The organism is Streptosporangium becharense, from assembly GCF_014204985.1.
GTDB classification, from domain to species: Bacteria; Actinomycetota; Actinomycetes; order Streptosporangiales; family Streptosporangiaceae; genus Streptosporangium; species Streptosporangium becharense.
The window spans coordinates 4,311,687-4,334,936 of record NZ_JACHMP010000001.1 but is presented as its reverse complement, the minus strand read 5'-3'; the positions used below and the strand labels follow the sequence as shown (position 1 = coordinate 4,334,936).

20 protein-coding genes and 1 riboswitch are annotated in these 23,250 nt (G+C 70.4%); of the genes, 12 read left to right on the top strand and 8 right to left on the bottom strand.

Features of this window, described 5'->3' with window-relative positions; translation table 11 throughout:
- Positions 1–223: 223 nt before the first annotated feature.
- Both F4562_RS19205 and mgrA read left to right on the top strand, forming a co-directional pair.
- On the top strand, positions 224–2,284 hold the full coding sequence (locus tag F4562_RS19205) for a S9 family peptidase (RefSeq protein WP_184542832.1): 2,061 nt from the start codon (positions 224–226) through the stop codon (positions 2,282–2,284).
- A complete protein-coding gene (mgrA, locus tag F4562_RS19200; protein ID WP_184542834.1) occupies positions 2,281–3,309 on the top strand; it encodes an L-glyceraldehyde 3-phosphate reductase in 1,029 nt (342 codons plus the stop codon). Before F4562_RS19205 ends, mgrA begins: the two co-directional genes overlap by 4 nt.
- 68 nt (positions 3,310–3,377) lie before the next feature.
- Here mgrA and F4562_RS19195 read toward each other — a convergent pair whose 3' ends face one another.
- Complete coding sequence (locus tag F4562_RS19195; RefSeq protein WP_311734040.1) at positions 3,378–5,804, bottom strand: lysylphosphatidylglycerol synthase transmembrane domain-containing protein; 2,427 nt, start codon at positions 5,802–5,804, stop codon at positions 3,378–3,380.
- A 155-nt stretch (positions 5,805–5,959) separates the two neighbouring features.
- On the opposite strand from F4562_RS19195, the gene F4562_RS19190 reads away from it, so the two are divergent.
- From F4562_RS19190 to F4562_RS19170, 5 genes are all read left to right on the top strand, one after another.
- Positions 5,960–6,397 carry an RpiB/LacA/LacB family sugar-phosphate isomerase gene (locus F4562_RS19190; RefSeq protein ID WP_184542836.1) on the top strand — a complete coding sequence of 146 codons (438 nt, stop codon included), beginning with the start codon at positions 5,960–5,962 and terminating at the stop codon, positions 6,395–6,397.
- Positions 6,398–6,568: 171 nt separating this feature from the next.
- The gene (locus F4562_RS19185) at positions 6,569–8,227 is read left to right on the top strand and encodes a M28 family metallopeptidase (protein ID WP_246473481.1); all 1,659 of its coding nucleotides are present in this window, start codon (positions 6,569–6,571) and stop codon (positions 8,225–8,227) included.
- A gap of 128 nt (positions 8,228–8,355) precedes the next feature.
- On the top strand, positions 8,356–10,422 hold the full coding sequence (locus F4562_RS19180) for a molybdopterin-containing oxidoreductase family protein (protein WP_184542838.1): 2,067 nt from the start codon (positions 8,356–8,358) through the stop codon (positions 10,420–10,422).
- A 342-nt stretch (positions 10,423–10,764) separates the two neighbouring features.
- The gene (locus tag F4562_RS19175) at positions 10,765–11,109 is read left to right on the top strand and encodes a pyrophosphohydrolase domain-containing protein (protein ID WP_184543479.1); all 345 of its coding nucleotides are present in this window, start codon (positions 10,765–10,767) and stop codon (positions 11,107–11,109) included.
- A 2-nt stretch (positions 11,110–11,111) separates the two neighbouring features.
- Positions 11,112–11,438, top strand: a complete 327-nt coding sequence (locus F4562_RS19170; protein ID WP_184542839.1) for a hypothetical protein — start codon at positions 11,112–11,114, stop codon at positions 11,436–11,438.
- Between the two features lie 544 nt (positions 11,439–11,982).
- Here F4562_RS19170 and F4562_RS19165 read toward each other — a convergent pair.
- Positions 11,983–13,317 carry an erythromycin esterase family protein gene (locus F4562_RS19165; RefSeq protein WP_184542841.1) on the bottom strand — a complete coding sequence of 445 codons (1,335 nt, stop codon included), beginning with the start codon at positions 13,315–13,317 and terminating at the stop codon, positions 11,983–11,985.
- A 267-nt stretch (positions 13,318–13,584) separates the two neighbouring features.
- Between F4562_RS19165 and F4562_RS19160 the strand changes: the two genes are divergently transcribed.
- Positions 13,585–14,046, top strand: coding sequence for a hypothetical protein (locus tag F4562_RS19160; protein ID WP_184542842.1), 462 nt, complete (start codon positions 13,585–13,587; stop codon positions 14,044–14,046).
- A gap of 271 nt (positions 14,047–14,317) precedes the next feature.
- Here F4562_RS19160 and F4562_RS19155 read toward each other — a convergent pair whose 3' ends face one another.
- From F4562_RS19155 to F4562_RS19140, 4 genes are all read right to left on the bottom strand, one after another.
- Positions 14,318–14,698 carry a VOC family protein gene (locus F4562_RS19155; protein WP_311734041.1) on the bottom strand — a complete coding sequence of 127 codons (381 nt, stop codon included), beginning with the start codon at positions 14,696–14,698 and terminating at the stop codon, positions 14,318–14,320.
- 165 nt (positions 14,699–14,863) lie between these two features.
- Positions 14,864–15,184: a DMT family transporter gene (locus F4562_RS19150; RefSeq protein WP_184542844.1), complete on the bottom strand. Its 321-nt coding sequence runs from the start codon at positions 15,182–15,184 to the stop codon at positions 14,864–14,866.
- Positions 15,185–15,202: 18 nt separating this feature from the next.
- A riboswitch (guanidine-III (ykkC-III) riboswitch) is annotated at positions 15,203–15,267 on the bottom strand.
- A gap of 21 nt (positions 15,268–15,288) precedes the next feature.
- A complete protein-coding gene (locus F4562_RS19145; protein WP_311734042.1) occupies positions 15,289–16,170 on the bottom strand; it encodes a class I SAM-dependent methyltransferase in 882 nt (293 codons plus the stop codon).
- 9 nt (positions 16,171–16,179) lie between these two features.
- Positions 16,180–17,568, bottom strand: a complete 1,389-nt coding sequence (locus F4562_RS19140; RefSeq protein ID WP_184542846.1) for an Nramp family divalent metal transporter — start codon at positions 17,566–17,568, stop codon at positions 16,180–16,182.
- A 139-nt stretch (positions 17,569–17,707) separates the two neighbouring features.
- Here F4562_RS19140 and F4562_RS19135 point away from each other — a divergent pair, with 139 nt between their 5' ends.
- A complete protein-coding gene (locus tag F4562_RS19135) occupies positions 17,708–19,537 on the top strand; it encodes an acyl-CoA dehydrogenase (protein WP_184542848.1) in 1,830 nt (609 codons plus the stop codon).
- 205 nt (positions 19,538–19,742) lie between these two features.
- Here the strand turns inward: F4562_RS19135 and F4562_RS19130 are convergent, their stop codons facing one another.
- Both F4562_RS19130 and F4562_RS35885 read right to left on the bottom strand, forming a co-directional pair.
- A complete protein-coding gene (locus F4562_RS19130) occupies positions 19,743–20,045 on the bottom strand; it encodes a hypothetical protein (RefSeq protein ID WP_184542849.1) in 303 nt (100 codons plus the stop codon).
- A gap of 5 nt (positions 20,046–20,050) precedes the next feature.
- Positions 20,051–20,182: a hypothetical protein gene (locus F4562_RS35885; protein ID WP_260316006.1), complete on the bottom strand. Its 132-nt coding sequence runs from the start codon at positions 20,180–20,182 to the stop codon at positions 20,051–20,053.
- A 342-nt stretch (positions 20,183–20,524) separates the two neighbouring features.
- Between F4562_RS35885 and F4562_RS19125 the strand changes: the two genes are divergently transcribed.
- The 3 genes from F4562_RS19125 to F4562_RS19115 are packed head-to-tail and all read left to right on the top strand — an operon-like array spanning position 20,525 to position 23,222.
- Positions 20,525–21,259, top strand: coding sequence for an NUDIX hydrolase (locus F4562_RS19125; RefSeq protein WP_184543485.1), 735 nt, complete (start codon positions 20,525–20,527; stop codon positions 21,257–21,259).
- Positions 21,256–22,227, top strand: coding sequence for a lipopolysaccharide kinase InaA family protein (locus tag F4562_RS19120; RefSeq protein ID WP_184542851.1), 972 nt, complete (start codon positions 21,256–21,258; stop codon positions 22,225–22,227). The genes F4562_RS19125 and F4562_RS19120 overlap by 4 nt, the downstream gene beginning before the upstream one ends.
- A 38-nt stretch (positions 22,228–22,265) precedes the next feature.
- Entirely contained in the window at positions 22,266–23,222 is a 957-nt protein-coding gene (locus tag F4562_RS19115; protein WP_184542853.1) for a hypothetical protein, read from the top strand.
- The last annotated feature ends 28 nt before the right edge of the window (positions 23,223–23,250 follow it).

Genomic DNA, 23,250 nt, shown 5'->3' with positions numbered 1-23,250 from the left:
ATCGGCGGACACGACACAAGCCATACTGAAGTCACCGGGGTGATTGGAGTGGTTTGCGCCGGACCTCGCCGACGGCAAAAGATTAGCAGCCCCTCACGACCTCTCGGGCCACAACGACGAACCCCGCGCACCGCCGAACCCGGCACACACCCCGTCAACGTGTGAAACCCACCAGGTCGGCACGGCACGACCCGTCCTGGCGGGGAAACATAGACTCGGCGGGGTGAGCAGTCAGAGGCCGCCGAAGGCGAAGAAGGTTCCCAGCGAGCGCACGCACCACGGCGACACCGTGGTCGACGAGTACGCGTGGCTGACGGTCAAGGAAGACCCCGACACGATCGCCTATCTGGAGGCGGAGAACGCCTACACCGAGGAGGCGACCGCCCACCTCAAGCCGCTGCAGGAGACGCTCTTCCAGGAGATCAAGAACCGCACCCTGGAGACGGACCTGTCGGTTCCCACCCGCAAGGGCGCCTGGTGGTACTACTCGCGCACCGAGGAGGGCAAGCAGTACGGCATCCAGTGCCGGGTGGCGGCGCAGGGTGAGACGCCGCCGGAGCTGAAGGCGGACGAGGCGCTCCCGGGCGAGGAAGTACTGCTCGACGGCAACGAGCTGGCCGCCGGCGGCGACTTCTTCGCGATCGGCACCAGCTCGGTGAGCCCGGACGGCACGAGGCTCGCCTACTCCGTCAACTTCACCGGCGACGAGCGCTTCACCCTCAGGATCAAGGACCTCACCACCGGCGAGGTCCTCCCCGACGAGATCCCGGGCATCTTCTACGGCGGGGCCTGGTCCGCCGACGGGAGCGTGTTCTTCTACACCACGGTCGACGAGGCCTGGCGGCCCAACCAGGTGCACCGGCACACCGTCGGCACCCCTGCCGAGGACGACGTGCTCGTTCATCAGGAGGACGACGAGCGGTTCTGGATCGGCATCGGTCTCACCCGCAGTGAGCGGTTCCTGGTCCTCTCCTCCGGAAGCAAGATCACCAGCGAGGTCCGCGTCCTGGAGGCGGACGACCCGACGGGCGAGTTCCGGCTCATCCGCCCCCGCGAGACCGGCGTCGAATACGGCGTCGACCACGCGGGCGACCACTTCCTCGTCCTGCACAACCGGAACGGCGAGAACTTCGAGCTGGCGACCGCGCCGCTCGACTCCCCCGGCGACTGGACGCCGCTGGTCGAGCACCGCGAGGACACCCGGCTGCTGGACGTCGACGCCTTCGCCGGTTACACCGTCGTGCACTTCCGCAGGGACGGCCTGACCGGCATCCGTGTCCTGCCCCGTGACGGCGAGCCGTACGAGATCCCCTTCCCCGAGCCGATCTACGACGTCGGTCCGGCGGGCAACCCGGAGTTCGTCACCGAGCGGCTCCGTCTCGGTTACACCAGCATGGTGACGCCGCCGTCGATGTACGACTACGACCTGCGGGCCCGCGAGCTGATCCTGCTGAAGCAGAAGGCCGTGCTCGGCGGTTACGACCCCGCCGACTACGAGCAGTTCCGCGAGTGGGCGACCGCCTCCGACGGCACCCGCATCCCGATCTCGATCGTCGTCAGGAAGGACACGGAGCGGCCGGCGCCCACGGTCCTGTACGGCTACGGCAGCTACGAGACCTCGATGGACCCCTCGTTCTCCATCGCGCGGCTCAGCCTGCTCGACCGGGGGTTCGTCTTCGCGGTCGCGCACGTCAGGGGCGGCGGCGAGATGGGACGCCGGTGGTACGAGGACGGCAAGTTCCAGAAGAAGAAGAACACCTTCACCGACTTCGTCGCCGCCGCCGAGCACCTGAAGGCGGAGGACTGGTCGAGTTCGGTCATCGCCAGGGGCGGGTCGGCCGGCGGGCTGCTCATGGGGGCGGTCGCCAACATCGCGCCGGAGACGTTCGCGGGTGTGGTCGCCGAGGTGCCGTTCGTGGACGCGCTGAACTCGATGCTCGATCCGTCGCTGCCGCTGACCGTGATCGAGTGGGACGAGTGGGGCGACCCGTTGCACGACCCCGAGGTGTACGCGTACATGAAGTCGTACACGCCGTACGAGAACGTGGACGGCCGGGTCTACCCGCCGATCCTGGCGATCACCAGCCTCAACGACACCCGGGTCCTCTACCACGAGCCCGCCAAGTGGGTGGCGAGGCTCCGCGATGTCGCCGCCGGCGGGCCGTTCCTGCTGAAGACGGAGATGGGTGCCGGGCACGGCGGTCGCAGCGGCAGGTACGACGCCTGGCGCGAGGAGGCGTTCACCCTCTCCTGGATCCTCGACACAGCGAAGGTGAGCCGATGAGTTACATCGCGGACGGAAACCGCTACGACGGGCGCCAGCCGTACAACCGGGTGGGCAAGAGCGGGCTCAAGCTGCCCGCGGTCTCCCTGGGGCTCTGGCACAACTTCGGCGACGACAAGCCCTTCGAGATCCAGCGGGACATCCTCCGCAGGGCCTTCGACCTGGGGGTGACCCACTTCGACCTGGCCAACAACTACGGTCCGCCGTACGGGTCGGCGGAGACCAACTTCGGGCGGCACCTGCGCGAGGACTTCGCGCCGTACCGGGACGAGCTGGTCATCTCCACCAAGGCCGGGTACGACATGTGGCCCGGACCGTACGGCGAGTGGGGGTCACGCAAGTATCTGCTGTCGAGCCTGGACCGGTCGCTGGAGCGGATGGGGCTCGACTACGTCGACATCTTCTACAGCCACCGGTTCGACCCGGAGACACCGCTGGAGGAGACGATGGGCGCGCTGGACCAGGCGGTCCGCTCCGGCAAGGCGCTGTACGCGGGCATCTCGTCCTACTCGCCGGAGCACACCGCGCAGGCGGCCCGGATCCTGCGGGACATGGGCACCCCGTTGCTGATCCACCAGCCGTCGTACTCGATGCTGAACCGGTGGATCGAGGGCGGCCTGCTCGACGTGCTGGAGGAGGAGGGCGTGGGCTGCATCGCGTTCTCCCCGCTGGCGCAGGGCATGCTGACCGACCGCTACCTCGGCGGCGTCCCCGAGGGGTCGCGGGCCTCGCAGGGACGCTTCCTCACCACGGAGATGCTGACCGAGGAGACGATGCGGCACGTCCGCACCCTCAACGCGATCGCCGGGCGGCGCGGTCAGTCCCTGGCGCAGATGGCGCTGGCGTGGGCGTTGCGCGACCGGCGCATCACCTCGGTGCTGGTCGGCGCGAGCAGCGTCCGGCAGCTGGAAGACAACCTCGCGGCGGTGGAGAACCTGGCGTTCACCGCGGAGGAGCTGGCGGAGATCGACAAGGACGCGGTCGAGGCGGGGGTCAACATCTGGAGCCGGTCCAGCCAGGCGTGACCCGCCCGGGGTGAGGGCGGTCGCCGGTCCCGGACGACCGGCGACCGCCTGCCGCGGAGGCACGCGGGCTACAGGGCCTGCTGCCGTTGCAGGTAGGTGAAGGAGGCCCAGCCGGGCAGGACCGGCAACCAGAAGGTCAGCAGCCGGAACAGCAGCACGGCCGAGGCCGCGACCTCCGGGGTCAGTCCGGAGAGGGTCAGGCCGGCCGAGAGGGAGAACTCGACGGCGCCGAGGCCGCCGGGGGTGGGGGCGGCCGAGCCGACGGCGTTGCCGGCGAGGAAGACCACGGCGACCGCGGCGAAGCTCAGCGAGCCGCCGAAGGCGCGGATCGAGGCGTCGAGGCAGAGCACGAAGAACATGGTCAGCAGCAGGGTGCCGCTGAACCCCTCAATGATCTTCCGGGGCGACTGGAGCACGTCGAGCAGGCGTGGGATGACACCGGAGAACATCGAACGGATGCGCGCGGTGACCATGCGCCGCAGACGCGGCACGCCCACGATGACGAGGACCAGTGCCGCCACGGCGAGCACCGTGATGATGAGCGTGCGCGACGGGTTGAACGAGGGTGCCGTGTCGGAGCCGGTGATGTAGGCGAACAGCAGCAGCAGCCCGATGTGGAAGGCCAGGCCGATGAGCTGTGACGCGCCTACGCTGGCCACCGCCTGCCCCGGCGGGATCCCGCGTTTCTGCAGGTAGCGGGTGTTGATGGCGACGCCGCTCACTGCGGCGGGGGCGACGAGCTTGACGAACGACCCGGCGAATTGCACGAGCACGGTTCGGCCCAGTGGCAGCGGTTCCGGGACGAACCCCATCAGCATGAGGGCGGCGGCGACGTAGCTCAGCATCGCGGCGATCAGCGCCACACCGGTCCAGCCCCACTTGGCCGACGTGATCATGTTGAGGTTGATCTGCGTCAGGTAGTAGACCAGGAAGTACGCGGCGAACGCGGTGGCGATGATCGTGATCAGGGTCCGGGGGCGGAAGCGTTCGAGGCGTACCTCCTCGACCTCGGTCCTGGGCCTGAGCTCGACGATCCGCTCGCGGATCTCGGTGAGCAGCTCCTTGTTCTTGTTGAGCGCGGCTCTCGTCTCGCGGGTCATCGCGATCCGCTGGAGCAGCGGGAGCGCGTCGGCCAGCATGTTGGCCCCGGCCACGGCCGCGGCGGCGTCGACCGAGCGCCGGGCCCCGACGCGCAGGCTCAGGTAGGTGAGCAGTTGGGCGACGTCGATGCGGAGCAGCAGGTCGCCGGCGGCGATCTCACCGCTGCGGGCGTCGGTCAGGACGACCCTGCCCTCGCCGTCGACGTGGATGCTGTCGCCGGTCAGCCGCCGGTGGGCGAGCCGCTGGACCTGCAGCAGCAGGACCTGCTCCCAGATCTGGGAGAGCAGGTTGTCGTCGATCTCCTCGTCGGGGATGTCGTCCAGGGTGCGGGTGGGGGCGTGCTCGTACACCAGCAGCGCGGCCTCGCTGCCGATCTCGCTGGTGGCCAGCAGCCGCGGGGTGCTCGCCCCGGCGGCGTGCGCGGCGTACGCCATCAGGGCCTCGCGTTCCAGCTCGGCGCGGAGCGAGCGAATGGCCTTGCGGCGGGTCTCGGAGTTGAGCCGGATACGGCGCCAGAGGCGGTAGAGCAGCCCGGCGACCTGACGGTCGCGGTCGAGGACGGTGACGTCCAGGCGGCTGCCGTCCTTGAGGTCGACGGCGTAGCGGCGGCTGCTCTGGTGGTCGTCGTCGAGCCTGCGGGCCTTGACGGGGGCGAAACCCAGCTTGCGCAGGGCCGCGACGATCGCGCTGCCCGGCGGGCGGGTGTTGGGGCTGCCGACGCCGTACAGGGTGGCGTAGCCCACGGCCAGGCCGACCAGGATCGAGACGACGATGCCGAGGATCGTGGCGGCCGTCGCCGCGAACAGCGCGACCGCGTTGAGCGCGACCGCGGTCCACAGGGCCGCGCGCCAGGTGGGGCGGCGGGATATCCGCACGGCGGTGACGTAGGCGATGACCGGGGTGAGCAGCGTGTTGACCGGTTCGACGCCGGATCGGCCGCCGGTGAGCAGCAGTCGCAGTTCCTCCGGGCCCGCGTGGACGATCCACTCGCCCAGCACGAAGGACAGGACCATCCCGGCGATGGCCGCCGACAGGCCCTCTGCCACCCGGACGCCGTCGCGGTGGAGCACCCGCTCGATGGCGAAGGCCGCGGGGACGCCCAGCATGGCCGCCGCGCTCGTCACCCCGACGAGGCCGCTGAGCAGGAACGGCACTCGGCTCGTGCCGTCGGCCACGTCGCCTTCGAGCCCGTTGAGGGTCTTCTGCGCGACGAGGGCGAGCAGGATGACGACGCTCAGGCAGAGCAGGGTCGCCAGGAAGCGCAGCAGGTCGGACGGCCGCCGGATCCGCTGCGGGAGCAGCGGTTCGACGACGGGCACGATGGAGCCGTCGTCCGTCGAGGGCCGCGCGCCGTCGGCGGACGCGAGTTTGTCGCGATCGCTGATTTCCGTCACCGCCAGCGATTCTGCATGTTCCGCATCACAGGTGCGTCACCGGTCTTCTCTTCCAACCTTCACTATCGGAGCCACACACGGGTTCGCTGCCCGTGACGGCCTCGACGATTCCCCGTAGGCCGCCGTTCTCCTCGTCCGTTCCGCACAATCGGAGTATGCGTATCTCAGTCGCCTCCGACAGTCTCGACGGTGTGGCTCCCATCCTGGTGTCCGAAATCGAAAAACGCGGTCACACGGTGATACCGCACGGCGCGGTGGGTGACGAACGCGCCGACTGGGCGTGGTGCTGCTCCCTGGCCGCCGCCGACGTGGCCTCGGGGGCCGCGGACCAGGCGGTGGTGTGCTGCTGGACCGGCACCGGCGCCTCGATCGCGGCGAACAAGGTGGCCGGGGTGCGGGCGGCGCTGTGCGTGGACGCGGCCACCGCCGACGGCGCCCGGAGGTGGAACGACGCCAACGTGCTGGCGATCAGCCTCCGGCTGACCTCGGCGCCGCTGCTCGGGGAGATCCTCGACGCCTGGTTCGCCGGCGCACCGAGCCTCGCCGAGGAGGACCAGGCGAACATAGCGTACCTGTCGCAGATAGAGAATTGACCCTTCCAGCTGCGGGAATGCTGGATCGCGGGGGTCGCGGCCTGGGAGTCTGAGCGTCACGTTCCGCTCGTCGCTCGCCGATCCCGGCGCACGGGCCGGGAGCCCTTCCACCCGGCCGTGTCCGGCCGTGATCGCGGGAGCGCCGTCCAACCCGTGACTGAGGAGTCCCGCATGCGTGCACGTGCCTCCAGAGGGCTGCTGACCGCGATCACCGCGGTCTCGGCGGTGGCCCCCGCCCTCTGCGCCGGCCCCGCCGACGCGGCTCCGGCCCCCGAGCCGGCCGCCCTGCCCGTCGTCCCGCCGGCGGTCATGCCCGCCGCGGTCTCGCCCCCCGGTCCCGGCGGGCAGCCCGGGGCGGGCCCGGCGCGGCGGCCGAACCCCGGGACGTTCCAGGGGTCGGCCAGAACTCCGGCCGTCAAACGGCACCTGACGCACCTGCAGCGCATCGCCGACGAGAACGGCGGCACCCGCGCCTCGGGCACCCCCGGTTTCGACGCCTCGGCCGCGTACGTCGCCGACCGGCTCCGCGCCGCCGGGTACCGGGTCACCATGCAGGAGTTCGAGTTCCCGTTCTTCCGGGACGTCGAGCCGCCCGTGCTGAAGCGGACCGCGCCGGCCGCCAAGACGTACGAGCTCGGTGAGGACTTCCGGACCATGACGTACTCCGGTTCGGGGAACGTCACGGCCCCGGTGCAGGGGGTGGACCTGGTCCTGCCGCCGAGCCCGGCGCCGAGCTCCACCTCCGGGTGTGAGGCGAGCGACTTCGCCGGGTTCACCCGGGGCAACATCGCGCTCCTCCAGCGCGGCACCTGCACCTTCCAGGTCAAGGTCGAGCTGGCCCAGGCCGCGGGCGCCGCCGGAGTGATCATCTTCAACGAGGGGCAGCGGGGCACCGACGACCGGACGGGCCTGCTGGGCGGCACACTCGGCGCTCCCACCGTGAACATCCCGGTCGTCGGCACCACGTTCGCTGCGGGCGAGGAGCTGGCCGCCGCGGGGACGACGGTGACGCTCACCGCGAAGACCGAGGGCGACCCGCGTCGCAAGACGCACAACGTGATCGCCGAGAGCAGGTGGGGCGACCCGGACCGGGTCGTCATGCTCGGCGCCCACCTCGACAGCGTCGCGGAGGGCCCCGGCATCAACGACAACGGGTCCGGCACCGCGGCCGTGCTGGAGACGGCGCTGGCGGCGAACGTCCTGCCGACACGCAACAGGCTGCGCTTCGCCTTCTGGGGGGCCGAGGAGCTGGGCCTGCTCGGGTCGCGGCACTACGTGTCCGCGCTTTCCGCGGCGGAGAAGGAGAAGATCAAGCTGTACCTGAACTTCGACATGGTCGCGTCGCCGAACCACATCTTCGGGATCTACGACGGCGACGACTCCGACGCGGTGGGCGCCCCGGCGGGCCCTCCCGGCTCTGACAAGATCGAGGAGCTCTTCGAGTCGTACTTCCGCACGATGGGCCTGTCGTACCAGGGCACCGACTTCACCGGCCGCTCCGACTACGGGCCCTTCATCGAGGCGGGCATCCCCTCGGGCGGGCTGTTCACCGGCGCTGAGGGCATCAAGAGCGCCGAGGAGGCGGCGAAGTTCGGCGGCAAGGCGGGAGAGGCCTACGACAAGTGCTACCACCGGCGGTGTGACACCATCGCCAACATCGGCGACAAGCCCCTCGGGGTGAACACCGGGGCGATCATGATGGCGGCGTTCGTCTACGCCTACGCCTCCGACCTGCCGGGCGCCGGTGCCCCCGGCCGGACCGCCGTCCAGCCGACGAAGGGCGGCGGCGGCCTGGAGCACCAGCACGGCGACACCCCCGCCTCCCGGTGAACCGGTCTCCCCGCGGGCCCGCACCGGCGGAGGGGGACCGGGCCCCGGCGGGTTCACGCCGGTGACGGCGACGCCGGGAGGGGGAGCGCGTTTTTCTGTCCTCCCGGCGCGCCGATACAGTCGTGAGCATGTCATCAGGCGAGTTGCGCGTGCTGGGGGCCTGCCCTCTGGACTGCCCTGACACGTGTTCGTGGGTGGTGACCGTACGCGACGGCGAGGCCGTCTCGATGCGGGGCAACCCGGACCACCCGTACACCCGCGGCGCGCTCTGCGTGAAGGTCAACCGCTACCTGGAGCACACCAGGGCCCCCGGCCGCATCCTGCACCCCCTGCGGCGGGTCGGTCCCAAGGGTGCCGGCCGGTTCGAGCGCATCAGCTGGGACGAGGCGCTGGACGAGATCTCCACGCGGCTGCGCGGCATCGTCGAGGAGCACGGCGGCGAGGCCATCTGGCCGTACCTGGGCACGGGGACGCTCGGCTACCTCCAGGGGGCCGAGGGGGTGGCCGGGCGCCGCTTCTGGAACGTCCTCGGCGCCTCACGGCACCATCTGAACATCTGCTCGGCGGCGGGCACCACCGGGCTGCAGCAGATCTACGGCACGGCCGGCGGAATGGACCCCGAGACGTTCGCCCTGTCACGGCTGATCCTGCTCTGGGGCACGAACACGCTGACCAGCGGCCACCACCTGTGGAAGTTCATCCAGGAGGCCCGCGCGTCCGGAGCGCACGTGGTGGCGATCGACCCGATCCGCACCCGCACCGCCGAGCAGGCCGACGAGCACCTGCCGATCCGGCCGGGCACCGACGCGGCGCTCGCCCTGGGGCTGATGAACGTCGTTCTGGCCGAGGGCGCCGAAGACCGCGACTACCTGGAGAGCCGCACCAGCGGCTGGGAGGGCTTCCGCGAGGAGATCCTCCGCTACCCGCCGGAGCGGGTGGCGGAGATCACCGGGCTGCCCGAGGCGGACATCCGGGCCCTGGGCGTGCGGCTGGCGCACACCCGGCCCACCGGAATCCGGGCCACGATGGGCCTGCAGCGGCACGCGGGCGGCGGCACCGCGCTGCGCACGATCGCCGCCATCCCCGGGGTCACCGGCGACTGGCGTCACCCCGGGGGCGGCGTCGCCTACTCCACCAGCGGTCACATCCACCTGAACATCGACACCCGCGACGACCTGCTCGCCCGGCCGGTCCGCACGCTCGCCATGACCCGGCTCGGCGACGAGCTGGACGAGTCGGTGAAGTGCCTGTGGGTGTACGGGGCCAACCCGATGGCCTCCACCCCCGACCAGAACCGCGTCCGGGAGCGGCTGACGCGGGAGGACCTGTTCACGGTGGTGATGGAGCAGTTCCCGACCGACACCGTCGACTACGCCGACATCGTGCTTCCGGCGACCATGCAGATCGAGCACGCCGACCTGCACGCGGGCTACGGGCACATGTATCTGCTGTGGAACGAACCCGCGGTCGAGCCACCGGGCGAGTGCCTGCCGACCACCGAGACGTTCCGCCGCCTGGCCGCGCGCATGGGGCTCACCGAGCCGTCCCTGTACGACTCCGACCTCGATCTGGCCGAGCAACTGCTCTCCTCGGGTCACCCGTCGCTGGAGGGTGTGACTCTCGACCGGCTGCGTAAGGAGGGCTGGGTCCGGCTCAGCGTGCCGCAGCCGTTCGTGCCGTTCGCCGACGGCTTCCCGACCGCTTCGGGGCGGATGGAGTTCGGTCCGGGGCCGGCCTACGTGCCCCCGCGCACCGCCTCGGCCGCGTCCGGGCCGTACCCGCTGGCGCTGATCACTCCGGCGCCGCACATGTTCCTCAACAGCACCTTCGCCAACAATCCCGAGCTGCTGCGCCGCTCGAAGGGGCCCCGGGTCCTGGTGAACCCCGAGGACGCCGCCCGCCGCGGGCTGGCCGACGGGCAGCGGGCCCGGGTGTTCAACGGCAACGGGGAGTTCGAGGCGGTCGTCGAGGTCAGCGGGAAGGTACGGCCCGGTGTGGTGGCGTCTGCGAAGGGGCACTGGCGCAAGCTCAGCCCCGGTGGCGCGACGGCGAACGCCGTGGTCGACGGGTGTGAGGCGGACATGGGGCGGGGCGCCGTCTATCACGACAACCTGGTCGAGGTGGCCCCGCTCTCCCCGCCCGCTCCGGAGGCGCCGCCGCCCGGCGGGCCGGTGCGGGCCGGGCGGAACCGGTAGGCCGAACCGGTGGGCCGGTGGCCCCCGGCGGCCCTGCTGCCGGAGGGGACGCCGGGGGTGCTGCCCTGGCCTGGCTGCTGGCCCTGCCCCCGCGGGTTCCAGTAGCCGGGCCGGAATCGGGTAGGCGCGACGATATGACGCGTCTTCGATTTCCCGTCGATTATGTCAGAGTCGATCTGGACGGCCGTCCCGCGTTTCCGGGTGACGGGCGGCGGCGGACGCGAACCGTTGCCGTCCGCATGGACCGTCAGACCCTGCTCTACTCTCCGGAGCACCGCTTCGAGTTCTTGATCACCGAGGCCGCTATAACTGATCTTGGAGCCCACCGTGACGCCAGCGGAAATGGTTCGCGAGTTCCATGAAAGGTTCGGATTCCCTGTAGCCGACGCCCTGACCACGCCAGACGAGACACTGGTTCGCCTGCGCCAACGCCTCCTCGACGAGGAGGTGAAGGAGGTTACCCAGGCCGTTGAGGCCGGCGACCTGAAGAACCTCGCGCAGGAGCTGGCCGACGTGGTGTACGTCGTGTACGGCACGGCTCTCACCTACGGCATCGACCTTGACGCCGTGCTGGCCGAGGTCCATCGCTCGAACATGACCAAGGAGGGCAGCCAGAACGGCAAGGCCGGAAAGGGGCCGAACTACGAGCCCCCGGACCTGGCCCGCGTCTTGGGCCTGGACGGGTAGTCGTGCGGGTTCCTGGTCGCAGTGTCCAGCAGGTCGGTACCCTCACCGTCGTCACCATCTCGCGCAAGGAGTGGCAAGCCTTCCTCGCCGAGTACGACAGAGGAGAGCCGGCCACCCGATACACCACGCCGACGATCTTCTACGGCGAGACGAACCGATACGCCAGGTCAACCACGCCCGCCGAGGTCGAGCCCAAGACCCGATACGAGGAGATCCGCAACGTGGTCCTGCACATGGGCGATCGCAGGAAACTGATCATGGAACGCCCTGAACGCTCGTACGCGATGGACACCGGGTACCACCCCCGGCTCGTAGTGCGGGTGGAGTAGCCCCGGAGCGGGTCGCGGAGGCCCTGGGAAGGTCTCCCCAGCACAGACGAGCCCCGCCTGGGCGGAAACCGGGCGGGGCTCGTAGCTGTCTCCGTGAGGCTCAGTCCTGCGGGATCGGGAAGCCATGCCTCCTGGAGATGTCGCCGAGTGCGCGTCTGCACGCCGAGTGAACACGCTCATCGTTCCCGTACCGGAACATCACGCTCGCGAACGGTTCCTCAGGGCAAGGCGTCCCTTCGTTCGTCCCATGCCACCCGCACCTGCCCGCGTGCCCCTCGGTCCCCGGATCATGGTGCTCGGCACTCCAGGGCTTGACCTGGACAACCACCTTGTCCATGAGGGGCAACGTACCCCCGCACTGAGACGGCAGGACACTGGCCGGAACGGAAGGGTCAGGGTGCCCGCTGATCTGCGGGAGGCAGAAGGCTCGGCGGTGTGGGCTTCCGCCAACGGGTGGGCAGAGATCTTGACGAGTTCCCCGGAGAACGGCGGCCGCTCCGGCTCCGTGCGCCGGTAAGTTCACCGGCGAAAGCGTCAAGCGTCCTTACAGGGGGTTGGCCGCCTTGACACGGTGGAGGTGAACCACGATGTCGTACGCCTGGCCCAGGGCCAGCGGCGCCTTGAGCATGTCGGGGAGGTAGGTGGCAGGCACGGTGAACGTCGGGCGGGCGGTGTCGAGCCACTTCCGCGTGGCCGGGTCACGCTCCGCCTCGCGCAGGCTCACGTAGTAGTCGCGGTGGCGCACCTTGTCGAGGATGTGCTCGTTGCTGTCCGGCCCCGCGGCCCCCGTGTCGAAGTTCTCCGTCTTGCCGTTGTCGGGATTGATGGCCCGGAATCCGCCGCTGTGGATGGAGGTGCCGATGGCGACGTAGGAACGCCCGGCCATGGCACGTAGCTGGGCCCCCTGGGTGACGGGGTAGTGCTGCGGGTAGGGGGAGAGGTAGGTCACGTGCCCGTTGTGCGCGGCGGCCACGATCTTCAGGCCGGTGTTCCGCTTCCACCACATGGTGTTCTCCGCCATGAACCGGTCGCGGTTACGGTGCAGTTCGGACCCCTCCGAGGCGTACACCGTGGTCATCTGGTAGATGACGCGGGCCTCCTGGAGCACGTAGGGGCTGACCTTGCCGGCCTTCTCGACCAGGTGGTAGGCGGCTTCGGCGTCCTCGGCCAGGGCCTTGAGCTGCTCCGGGGGAAGAGCCGTCAGCGCGTCGACCCGTTCCTTCGCACCACCGGGAAGGGCGAGCAGCTTCGCGTAGCGGCGGCGCAGTTCGGGCAGGATCGAAGGCTCGTGCTCCTCGGCCCAGTCGAGGATCCGCCGGTACTGCTGCGGGTGGACGTCACTGAGGTCGAAGCCCATCACCCGCAGCTTGGTGCGGGCGGTGCGGTTGTAGTCGCGCATCCAGGAGTACAGGTCCAGCCACTCCTTGGTACTCCACACGCCGCCGGTGGTCTCGCCCTCCTCCTCGATGATCGTGCGCAGGTCGCCCTTGCCGGTGCGTACGTACTCGTCCAGGCGGACGCCGGCCGACCACGGCGCCTCCAGCGCGAGGGTGGTGAAGCCCTGTGTGGTCGCCAGGTGCCGGAACAGCCGGTGCCGCAGGGTGAACAACTCCTTGGAACTGTGGGTGGCCTCACCGATTCCCACGATCTCCGCGTCGCGGACCAGCGCCGACAGCGCCTTCAGGTCATGTCCCGGCGTGTCCGGTCGTGTGCTGCGCAGTGGGTGGGCGTGACGCTCAAGGCCCGCGACGACGCGCTCCTCCGATGTCTCCGACGCCAGCGCGGGAGCGGCCTGGGCGGGAGTGGCCAGCGCGGGAGCGGCCAGGGCGCCCAAGGCGACCGCCACCAGCAGGCCGCGACGCAGGGGAGTCTTCCTCATGGGTGTTCCTTCGGTTGGTGTTACCGGACGCTCATCAAGCTAGGGATCGGCGCCGGACGTTTCGATCCGGCAGGCCGGTCCATCGTGGTAGTGCTGGCCCCCTCCCCTCGGGGGACACCGTGCCGAGCGAGGCTCCCCGCGCCTTGGCCGCCCCGGTGCCCGGGTCACGCCACCAACGCGAACGGGACCCTCGATGCAACAGGTCGGGGATGGATCAGGGTTGCTCCCCGATGCGGGCAGGGGAGAGTCGAGGGCAGCCTGATGGACATGAACGAACTGACTCGACGTGACGAGATGTCCCTCGCCGGCGCGGCGCTGCGCGGGGCGCCCTGGAAGACCGCCGCGATCACTGGCACCGCCGCGTCGGCCGCCAGCTTCGTGATGGCCGTCATCGGGGGGGAGGAGAGTCTGACCTGGTCGGCGTCGCTCGGCATCGGCCTGTTCGCTCTCATCGCGGCGATCGGCGCGGTCGGCAAGCCCGAGGTCGGGGACCGGGTGACCCGGCAGGCCCGGCTGTGGGCGTTGCGCCGCCCCTGGCGGTTCGCGCTCTACCCGGCCCTCGGCGCCGCCACCCTCATGTATCCGGTGCAGCTCATCCTCGACGGCGAGGGGGTGTTCGGCGCGGCGCTGGACGCGCTCCAGGGCGGTGTCGTGGTCTACCTGGTCACCGCGCTGGCAGCACTGGTCATGCGGGGACGGGGCCAGCGGTCGCTGCCCGAGGGCCGCTGAGACCCGGGACGGCCGGACGAGGGGACCCCTGAGAGGCGGGAACGACGCGACCCGCGAGGAGCGGGAACGGCGGGAACCGTGAAAGGCGGGAAACGGCAGGGAACGACGGGGAACCCCGAGGGGGACGCGCGGGTGAGGGCCCGCGCGGACGGGAACCCGGACGCGTCAGGCGCCCGCGAAGGCCGCGGGCGCCTGAAGGTTCCCCGCCCGACGACGGGGCTCCGGCTCCCCGTCCGAGTGCCTCCGCCCGGGGACGGGGAACCGGGAGCCGTCAGTTCCGCTCGTAGTCGGCGCGGCAGACGCAGAACTCGTTGCCCTCGGGGTCGAGCATGGTGACCCAGCCGCTGCCGTCGGGGTTGCGGTGGTCCGCGGAGATCGTGGCGCCCAGGGTGAGGAGCCGCTCGACCTCCTGCTCGCGGGTGGTGCCGTCGGTGCCGGTGACATCGACGTGGACCCGGTTCTTGACCGTCTTCCCCTCGGGGACCTTGATGAACAGCAGGTTCACCGAACCCTGGACGAGGACCTCGTCGTCGTCCTTGGCCGTCTCCGGGTGGAGTTCCCAGCCGGTGGCCTCGCTCCAGAAAGTCGCCAGCTCGTACGGCCGGGCACAGTCGAACGTCACGTAGTGCACATCAATCATGCGCTCAGCCAACCGTGACACCACCTAAAGCGTCAAGCCGGTTTCAGGGAAGGTCGCGCACCGGAGACCGCGGTCGGTGCCCTCAGCGTCCACTCAGCGTCCGCTCGGTGCCCGCCCAGTGCCCGCCCAGTGACCCGCCCAGTGACCCGCAGCGCCCGCTCGGTGCCCTCAGTGCCCTCACTGCCCGCCGGCGAGGTTGAGGCCGACGACGCCGGCCACGATGAGCAGGATCGATGCGATCTTGAGGAACGACGCGTCCTCACCGAGGGCGAGGATGCCCAGCGTGGCGGTGCCGACAGCGCCGATGCCCGTCCAGACCGCGTAGGCGGTGCCGACCTCCAGGCTTCGGAGGCCGAGTGCGAGCAGGCCGAAACTGAGCACCGCGAAGACCGCGAACCCGACGCTCGGCAGCGGCGCGGAGAACCCGTCGCTCATCTTCAGCGAGTAGGCCATCGCGACCTCGAAGAGACCGGCGACGACGATGAGAACCCAGGCCATGACAGCCCCCCAACCTCAGGAGCGTCGTCTTGGCAGACCGGGTACGGCGCGTCTCGTCCGGGAACCTCCCTGTTGGGCGTTCTACCGGGAGAGGGTAGCAAAGCTCATGGTGAATCCCACCAGAGCGTGAACCACCGGTCACGCGGCACTGGCCACATGTCCAGCTCGACCACGGCCGCGATGACGTCGTCGGCCCGCTCGGGCCCCAGGCAGAGCCGGCGGCAGGCGCTCTCGGCGAGGTCCTCCAGCTCGGTGAAGCGGGTCAGCGGGGCCTGGCGCGACTCGTGACGGACGTCGTAGCCGAGCCGCTCCGCGATGTCGATCACGTCCCGGGCGGTGGGACGGCTCGGGCGGGTGACGCCGTGGAAGTGCTGCCACAGCGGGTTGAGCCAGCTCAACGGGTGGCGGCCGGTGAGCTCCAGAACGACCCTGCGGCGGGCGTGCCGCGTCAGTTCGGTGAGGAACCCGGCCAGGTCGGGCACGTTGTAGACGACATGGGCACAGACCGCGACGTCCGCCGCCGGGGTCTCGGCCGCGACGGCGGGCCAGCGACCCCGGACGACACGGGCCGGCACGCCGAGCCGCTCCGCGCGTGAGGTCAGCTCGGCCAGCATGGCGTCGGAGACGTCCACCGCGACCAGTTCACCGAGGGCGGCGGCGAGCGGCAGGGAGGCGGCGCCGGTGCCGGCACCCACGTCCAGCACGCTCCCGCCGGGCGGGAGCGCCTCGGCCACCCGCGCCAGGGTCGGCCCCTCGGGTTCGGCGAGGGCCCGGTCGGTCCGCTCGGCGAAGCGTGTCGGGGAGTGCCCCCACGGGTCGGCGGGGGCCCGCGCCGCGATCTCCTCGGGGATCCTCCACAGCTCCAGGCCGGCCCGCCACCGCTCGTCCACGGCGCCCGCCCGCTCGCCCCCGGCCGGACCGTCCGCACCCCGCCCGTCCACGGGCCGTCCGCCTTCGACCGGCCCGTCCGCACCCCGTCCGTCCACGGCAGGAGCCTAGAGGAGCTTCCCGAGCTGGTCGATGAGCGTCAGCACCGAGAAGTAGCCGAAGAACGCGAACGTCAGCAGCACGACCGCCAGCCGGTACCCGCGGATGCGGATGGGCTCGGGCAGCAGCCGGCGGTTGAGCACGGCGAGCAGCGCCGAGTAGAGGAACATCATGATCCCGCCGACACTCGCGGAGATGACCAGGAGCGTGATCGGCTGGTCGAACCCGACGGTGAGCATCGTGATGCCGAACAACACGATGAACCAGACGACGAGGCTGTAGACGCGACTCTCGGTCCACCGTTCGCTGGCGGGCAGGTAGACGGTCTTGACGATGTCGGCGACCATCCTGGCGACGTAGTCGCAGATGCCCATGCTGGCGGCGAAGAGGGACAGCGCGCCGACGGCCCAGAAGAAGGTGCCGAACCACGACAGCCGCTGGTTGAGCACCTCGCCCTCGGTCCGCAGGAAGCTGACGTTGTTCGCGGTCTCGGCGCCGAAGACCGTGGAGTAGGCCAGCATCGACATCAGGAAGATCGTGATGATGGTGATGGCCACGAACGAGACGAGCTGTTCGATGTTGGCCACCCGCCACCAGCCGCGCCAGCGCGAGAGGTTGGCCTCGTCGGGGGTGAAGGTGAAGCCGGTCGCCGGAGCCGCCTGGTCCTCACCGGTGATCGGGGAGACCAGGCGCGGGATCCGCTCGCCCATGCCCATGTTCTTGTCCCTGATCCAGTTGCTCTGCACCAGGTTCTGACCGCCGCCGGCCCCGGCGAAGGCCATCGCGCCGAGCACCAGCGCGGCGCCGAGCTGGGCGGGGACCTGCCCGATGTGGGTGACCGCCTCTCCCAGGCCGCGGTAGGCGTCGCCGGTGATGGCCAGGAACAGCGCGATCACCAGGAAGACGAGCACGGCGCCGACCTTGATGAACTGGGTGGCCTCCAGCGTCCGGTAGACGACCGGGGAGAGGGTGAGCGCGACCGCGATCAGGAGCAGCTCGACGACCGCGATCACCGTGATGTCGCCGCCCACCGCGTAGGTGAGGACGGTGGCCGAGCTGGTGGCCCAGCCGGGCCAGATGTTGGCGAGCACCGCCATGGCGGCGAAGACCAGGCCCCAGTGCCGGCCCAGGCGGCTGAACCCGGTCAGCGCGGTCTCGCCGGTGGCGAGGGTGTAGCGCTCGATCTCCATGTTGAGGAAGTACTGGGCGACCACACCCACCACGGCGGCCCACAGGAAGACGAGGCCGACGTTGGCGGAGATGTAGGGCCAGATGACGAACTCCCCGGACGCCAGGCCCACCCCCGCCGCGATGACCCCGGGACCTATCACCTTGCGCAACGGCTTCGGGTCCGGCAGCTCCGCCGGACGGAAGTCGGGAATCGTCTTGACGGCCATGCTTCCCGTCTGCCCGAAACGAGTGTGACAAACGTCTCACCGCCATGGTTTTTGCGGGTTACCGACGGGTAGCATTAGCGGTAACGTTACTGGCCAGTACGGACGACCGCGGTCCCCGGTTTCAAGGAGAAGAACCCCCATGGGCCACTACAAGAGCAACCTCCGCGACCTGGAGTTCAACCTCTTCGAGGTCTTCGGGCGCCGGGACGTCCTCGGCACGGGCCTGTTCGCCGACATCGACAAGGACGTCGTGCGGAGCGTCCTGGAGGAGGTCAACCGCCTGGCCACGGGCGTCCTGGCCGACTCCTTCGCCGAAGGCGACCGCACGCCGCCGGTGTTCGACCCCGCCACCGGCACGGTGACGATGCCCGAGGGGTTCAAGAGGTCCTTCGCCGCCTACCGCGACGCCGGCTGGACGAACCTCGGCCTGCCCGCCGAGCTGGGCGGCCCCGGCCTGCCCAGCAGCGTGAGCTGGGCGGTGGCCGAGCTGATCCTCGGCTCCAACCCCGCCATCTGGATGTACTCCAGCGGCCCCGCCTTCGCCCACGTGCTGCACGTGATCGGCACCGAGGAGCAGAAGCGCTTCGCCGACCTGGCCATCGAGCGCCAGTGGGGTGCCACCATGGTGCTCACCGAGCCGGACGCCGGCTCCGACGTGGGCGCCGGCCGCGCCAAGGCCGTGCGTCAGCCCGACGGCACCTGGCACATCGAGGGCGTCAAGCGCTTCATCACCAGCGCCGAGCACGACATGTCCGACAACATCTTCCACCTCGTGCTCGCCCGCCCCGAGGGCCACGGCCCCGGCACCAAGGGCCTGTCGATGTTCCTGGTCCCCAAGTACCACGTGGACCTTTCGACCGGCGAGCTCGGCGAGCGCAACGGCGTCTACGTGACGAACGTCGAGAAGAAGATGGGCCTGAAGGTCTCCACGACCTGCGAGCTCACCTTCGGCGAGAAGCACCCCGCGGTGGGCACGCTCGTCGGTGACGTGCACGAGGGCATCCGGCAGATGTTCATGATCATTGAGCACGCCCGGATGATGGTCGGCACCAAGGCGATCGCCACGCTGTCCACCGGCTACCTCAACGCCCTGGAGTACGCCAGGACCCGGGTACAGGGTGCCGACCTGACCCAGATGGCCGACAAGACCGCCCCGCGCGTGACCATCACCCGCCACCCGGACGTACGCCGCGAGCTGATGCTGCAGAAGGCGTACGCCGAGGGGATGCGGGCACTGGTCCTGTTGACGGCGACCTACCAGGACACCGTGCAGATCGCCGAGCACGAGGGACGGCGCGACGAGCACGCCGAGGCGATGAACGACCTGCTGCTCCCGCTGGTCAAGGGTGTCGGCTCCGAACGCTCCTACGAGCTGCTGGCGCGCTCGCTGCAGACCCTCGGCGGATCCGGCTACCTGCAGGACTACCCGATCGAGCAGTACATCAGAGACGCCAAGATCGACTCCCTCTACGAGGGCACCACCGCGATCCAGGGCCAGGACCTGTTCTTCCGCAAGGTCCTGCGCAACCAGGGTGCCGCCCTCGGTTCGCTGTACGGCGACATCACGTCCTTCGCCGCCTCCGAGGCGGGCAACGGCCGGCTGAAGGAGGAGCGCAAGCTCCTCGCCGAAGCCGCCGACGAGGTCAAGGCCATGGCCGACACCATGGCGGGCTGGGCCCTCGCCTCCATGGAGACGCCGCGGGAGGTCTACCGGGTCGGCCTGAACACCACCCGGTTCCTGCTCGCGCTGGGCGACGTGGTGATCGGCTGGCTGCTGCTGCGCCAGGCCGAGGTCGCCCTGGCCGCCCTGGGCTCCGCGCCGGGCTCGGCCGACACGGCCTTCTACACCGGCAAGGTCGCCGCCGCCTTGTTCTTCGCCCAGACGGTCCTGCCCCGCATCGCCGCCGAGCGCCGCACGCTCGACGCGACCGGCCTGGACCTGATGGACCTGCCCGAGGACGCCTTCTGACCCTCCGGACCGACCCCGCCGGCTGACCTTCCGGTCGATCCCGCCGGCCACCCGCTCCCGCGGCGAGCGAAGAGGGGCGGCCCCGCACCCCGGGGCCGCCCCTTTCGTCGTCACCGCCTGCCCCGCCGAGCGCCGGACCGTTCGCCGACCCTCCGTAAGCGGGCCGTTGCCCGAAGTCCCGAACGCCGCCCCGAGCCGCCAGAAGCTACGAGGCGCGTCTGTGCTGGTACTCCGTGACGGCAGCCATGATCACACTTATGGGGATCACGGCGTCCTGCCCGGCGAGCGCCGCCTCCACCCATTCCCGGATGAGCGCGGTGGGTTTGACCCCCCGTTCCCTGGCCCGCTCACGAACCTGATCCATCACGGGCTTCGGCAGCCGCAGCGAGGTGACGATCATCACCTCGTCGGCGATCACCGGCTCCTGCGGGACCGCGCGCTCCAGGTCCGCGGTCGTGTCATGCTCGTCATAGTAGGCAGCCAGATCATCGATCTTGTCCTGCGCCACCGCGATCACCTCGTCTTCCGGGCGAACAGTCGCTTCTCACCGATGGTCAGGTCTCGCGCGGTGGCCACATACCAGGCGTCCGGCTCCACGGCGCTGTCCACCACGACGACGAGCAAATGTCGCCCGGCATCCGTCACACCGTAGACGAGAGTGCTGCCTTGCCGGCCTGCCGCCTCCTAACGGGGACGAGTGAACATCACCTGCTCCCCCTCTGTCGGCGTGACACCATGCCGCGCGATGTGTTCCTCGGAACGCTCAGTCCAATGGACGGTTCGATACCCCACACAGCTTAACGTAATACGTTCGAAATACAAGCAGGGAAGGAATGACGCATCACGGGGATGTGTGAAGTTTGACTGGATTGCGAATACTTGCGTAGCTCGAGATCACAACAGGGAAGACGAAGGCACCTCGCCGCACTTGACACCGCCGCGAGTCATTCTCATACTGAGAACATCTCAACCTGAGAAGGACGCATGATGAACGAAGCCGAGTTCCTGACGGGTTACGACCCACGGGCCTATCCGGCGGTCGCGGTGACCGTCGACGTGGTGGCGCTCACCATCCGTGAAGGTGCGTTGCACGTCCTGCTCGTCCGGCGGGGCGAACAGCCCCACGCGGGGCGGTGGGCACTGCCCGGCGGGTTCATCCGGCCCGAGGAGGACCTGCCGCAGGCGGCGGCGCGCGAGCTGGCCGAGGAGACCGGGCTGCCCGGCCGGATCCACATCGAACAGCTCGCCAGCTACGGCACGCCCGGCCGCGATCCGCGTATGCGGGTCGTTTCGGTCTCCTACCTGGCCTTCGCCCCCGGCCTGCCCGACCCCCGGGCGGGCACGGACGCGGCGGACGCCGCCTGGCACCGGGTCGAGCGGCTCCCCGACCTCGCCTTCGACCACGCGCGCATCCTCGGCGAGGGCCTGGAGCGGGCACGGAGCAAGCTGGAGTACACCCCGCTGGCGACCGCGTTCACCGGCGAGACGTTCACCGTCTCCGAGTTGCGCTCGGTCTACGAGGCGGTCTGGGGCGTGCCGCTGCACGCGGGCAACTTCCACCGCAAGGTCCTGTCGGTCCCCGGGTTCGTGGAGAGCACCGGCGAGACCACCGAGACCGGCGGGGCCCGGGGCGGCCCCCGGGCCAAGCTCTACCGTGCCGGAGACGCCCGGCTGCTCCACCCCGCACTGCTACGACCCGCGCGGGAGGAGGAGGTCCGGTGACCAGCACGGCCGAGGCGATCGCCCTGGTGACCGCCGCCCGCACGCCCGCCGACCTGTTCGGGGACGACTCCCCGCGCCGGGCGTACCGGAGGCTGGCGCGGCTGCTCCACCCCGATCTCGCGCCGGGCCCGGAGGCCGCGGCGGCGTTCACCCGGCTGGCGGCGCTCTGGGCGGCCCACGGCGGCGCCGAAGAGAGGCGGTCCCCCGAGACGGTGATCACCACCCGGCGGGGCACCTACCGGATCGGCCGTGCCCTGCGGCGCGGCGCCACGGCCGTGCTCTACGAGAGCGGCGCCGACACGCTGCTGAAGATCCCGCGCAGCCACACGGACAACGACCTCATGCGCCGCGAGGCCGACGCGCTCACCGCGATCGCACGCGACGGCGACCCCCGGCTGCTGCCGTACGTGCCCCGGCTGGTGGAGTCGTTCCGGCACCGGTCGGCCGGGGTCGAACGGCGGGCCAACGTGATCAGCCGGGTGCCGGACGGGTTCCTGAGCCTGGCGGAGATCTCCCGGCGCCGGCCGGTGCTCGACCCGAGGGACGTCGCGTGGATCTGGCGTCGGCTGCTCGTGGCGATCGGCGCGGCGCACCGGGCGGGGATCGTGCACGGGGCGGTCTTCGGACACCACGTGCTCGTCCACCCGATCGACCACGGTCTGGTGCTCGTCGACTGGAGCCAGTCGGTGCCGGTCGGCACCCCGATCACCGCCCTGGTGGCCAGGCACCAGGGCGACTACCCGCCGGAGGTCCTCGCCAGGAGAGCGGCGACCCCGGCCACCGACATCCGTCTCGCCACCCGGTGCGTGGCCGCCCTGATGGGCGGGCACCCGCCCGGCCCGATCCGCCGTTTCGTCCGCGGCAGCCTGCTGGCCCCGCCGGGCGACGCCTGGTCTCTCCTCGCCGAGCTGGACGAGCTGCTCGACGACGAATACGGGCCGCGGAAATACCGGCCCCTGCATCTCTGACCCCGAGAACGTCCCACCCCTAATCCGAGGAGATCCCCGTGGGAAGCGGAATCTGGTCCACCGACGTCTACGCCGCCGCCGCGAGCTACCGCAAGGCCAGCGGCGCCAGCGCCTTCTCCTACAGCGACAGCGGCGCACGCACCGTGCACGACGACCTCGACCCGCGCGGCGTGGCGGCCCGCGAGAGCCGCGACTCCGACGAGCACCCCGACTCCCTCGCCGTCGCCGTGCTGTTCGACGTGACCGGCTCGATGGGAGGGGTGCCCCGGACCCTCCAGACCAAGCTGCCCGACCTGCTCGGGCTGCTGCTGCGCAAGGGCTACGCCACCGACCCGCAGATCCTCTTCGGCGCGATCGGCGACGCCACCTGCGACCGGGCCCCGTTGCAGATCGGCCAGTACGAGTCGGACAACCGGATGGACGAGCACCTGGGCAAGATCCTGTTGGAGGGCGGGGGCGGCGGCCAGAAGACCGAGTCGTACGAGCTGGCGATGTACTTCATGGCCCGGCACACCTCGATCGACTGCTTCGAGAAGCGGGGTCGCCGAGGCTACCTGTTCATCATCGGCGACGAGCTGCCCTACCCGCGGGTCAAGCGCCGCGAGGTGCGCGAGGTGATCGGCGACCGGCTCGATCAGGACATCCCCACCGAGGAGATCGTCGCCGAGCTGACCCGGATGTACGACGTCTACTACATCCTTCCCGCCGGGGCGAGCCACGCCGGGGACGGCCAGGTACTGGCGGCCTGGCGGAGGCTGCTCGGTCAGAACGTGCTGGAGCTCGACGACCTGAACGCGGTCTGCGAGACCATCGCGCTCACCGTCGGACTCGGCGAGGACGCCATCGACCTGCGCGAGGGGCTGGACGACCTCGACGAACTCGGCTCCGACGCCGGGGCCGCCGTGGGCAAGGCCCTGGCCAGGCTCGACCGGGGTGCGCTCGTGGTGGCCGACGGCCTCGACCTCGGCGGCGACAGCGGAGTGATCCGGCTCTGAGGAGCCCGCCCGCCCGGAGACGAACGGC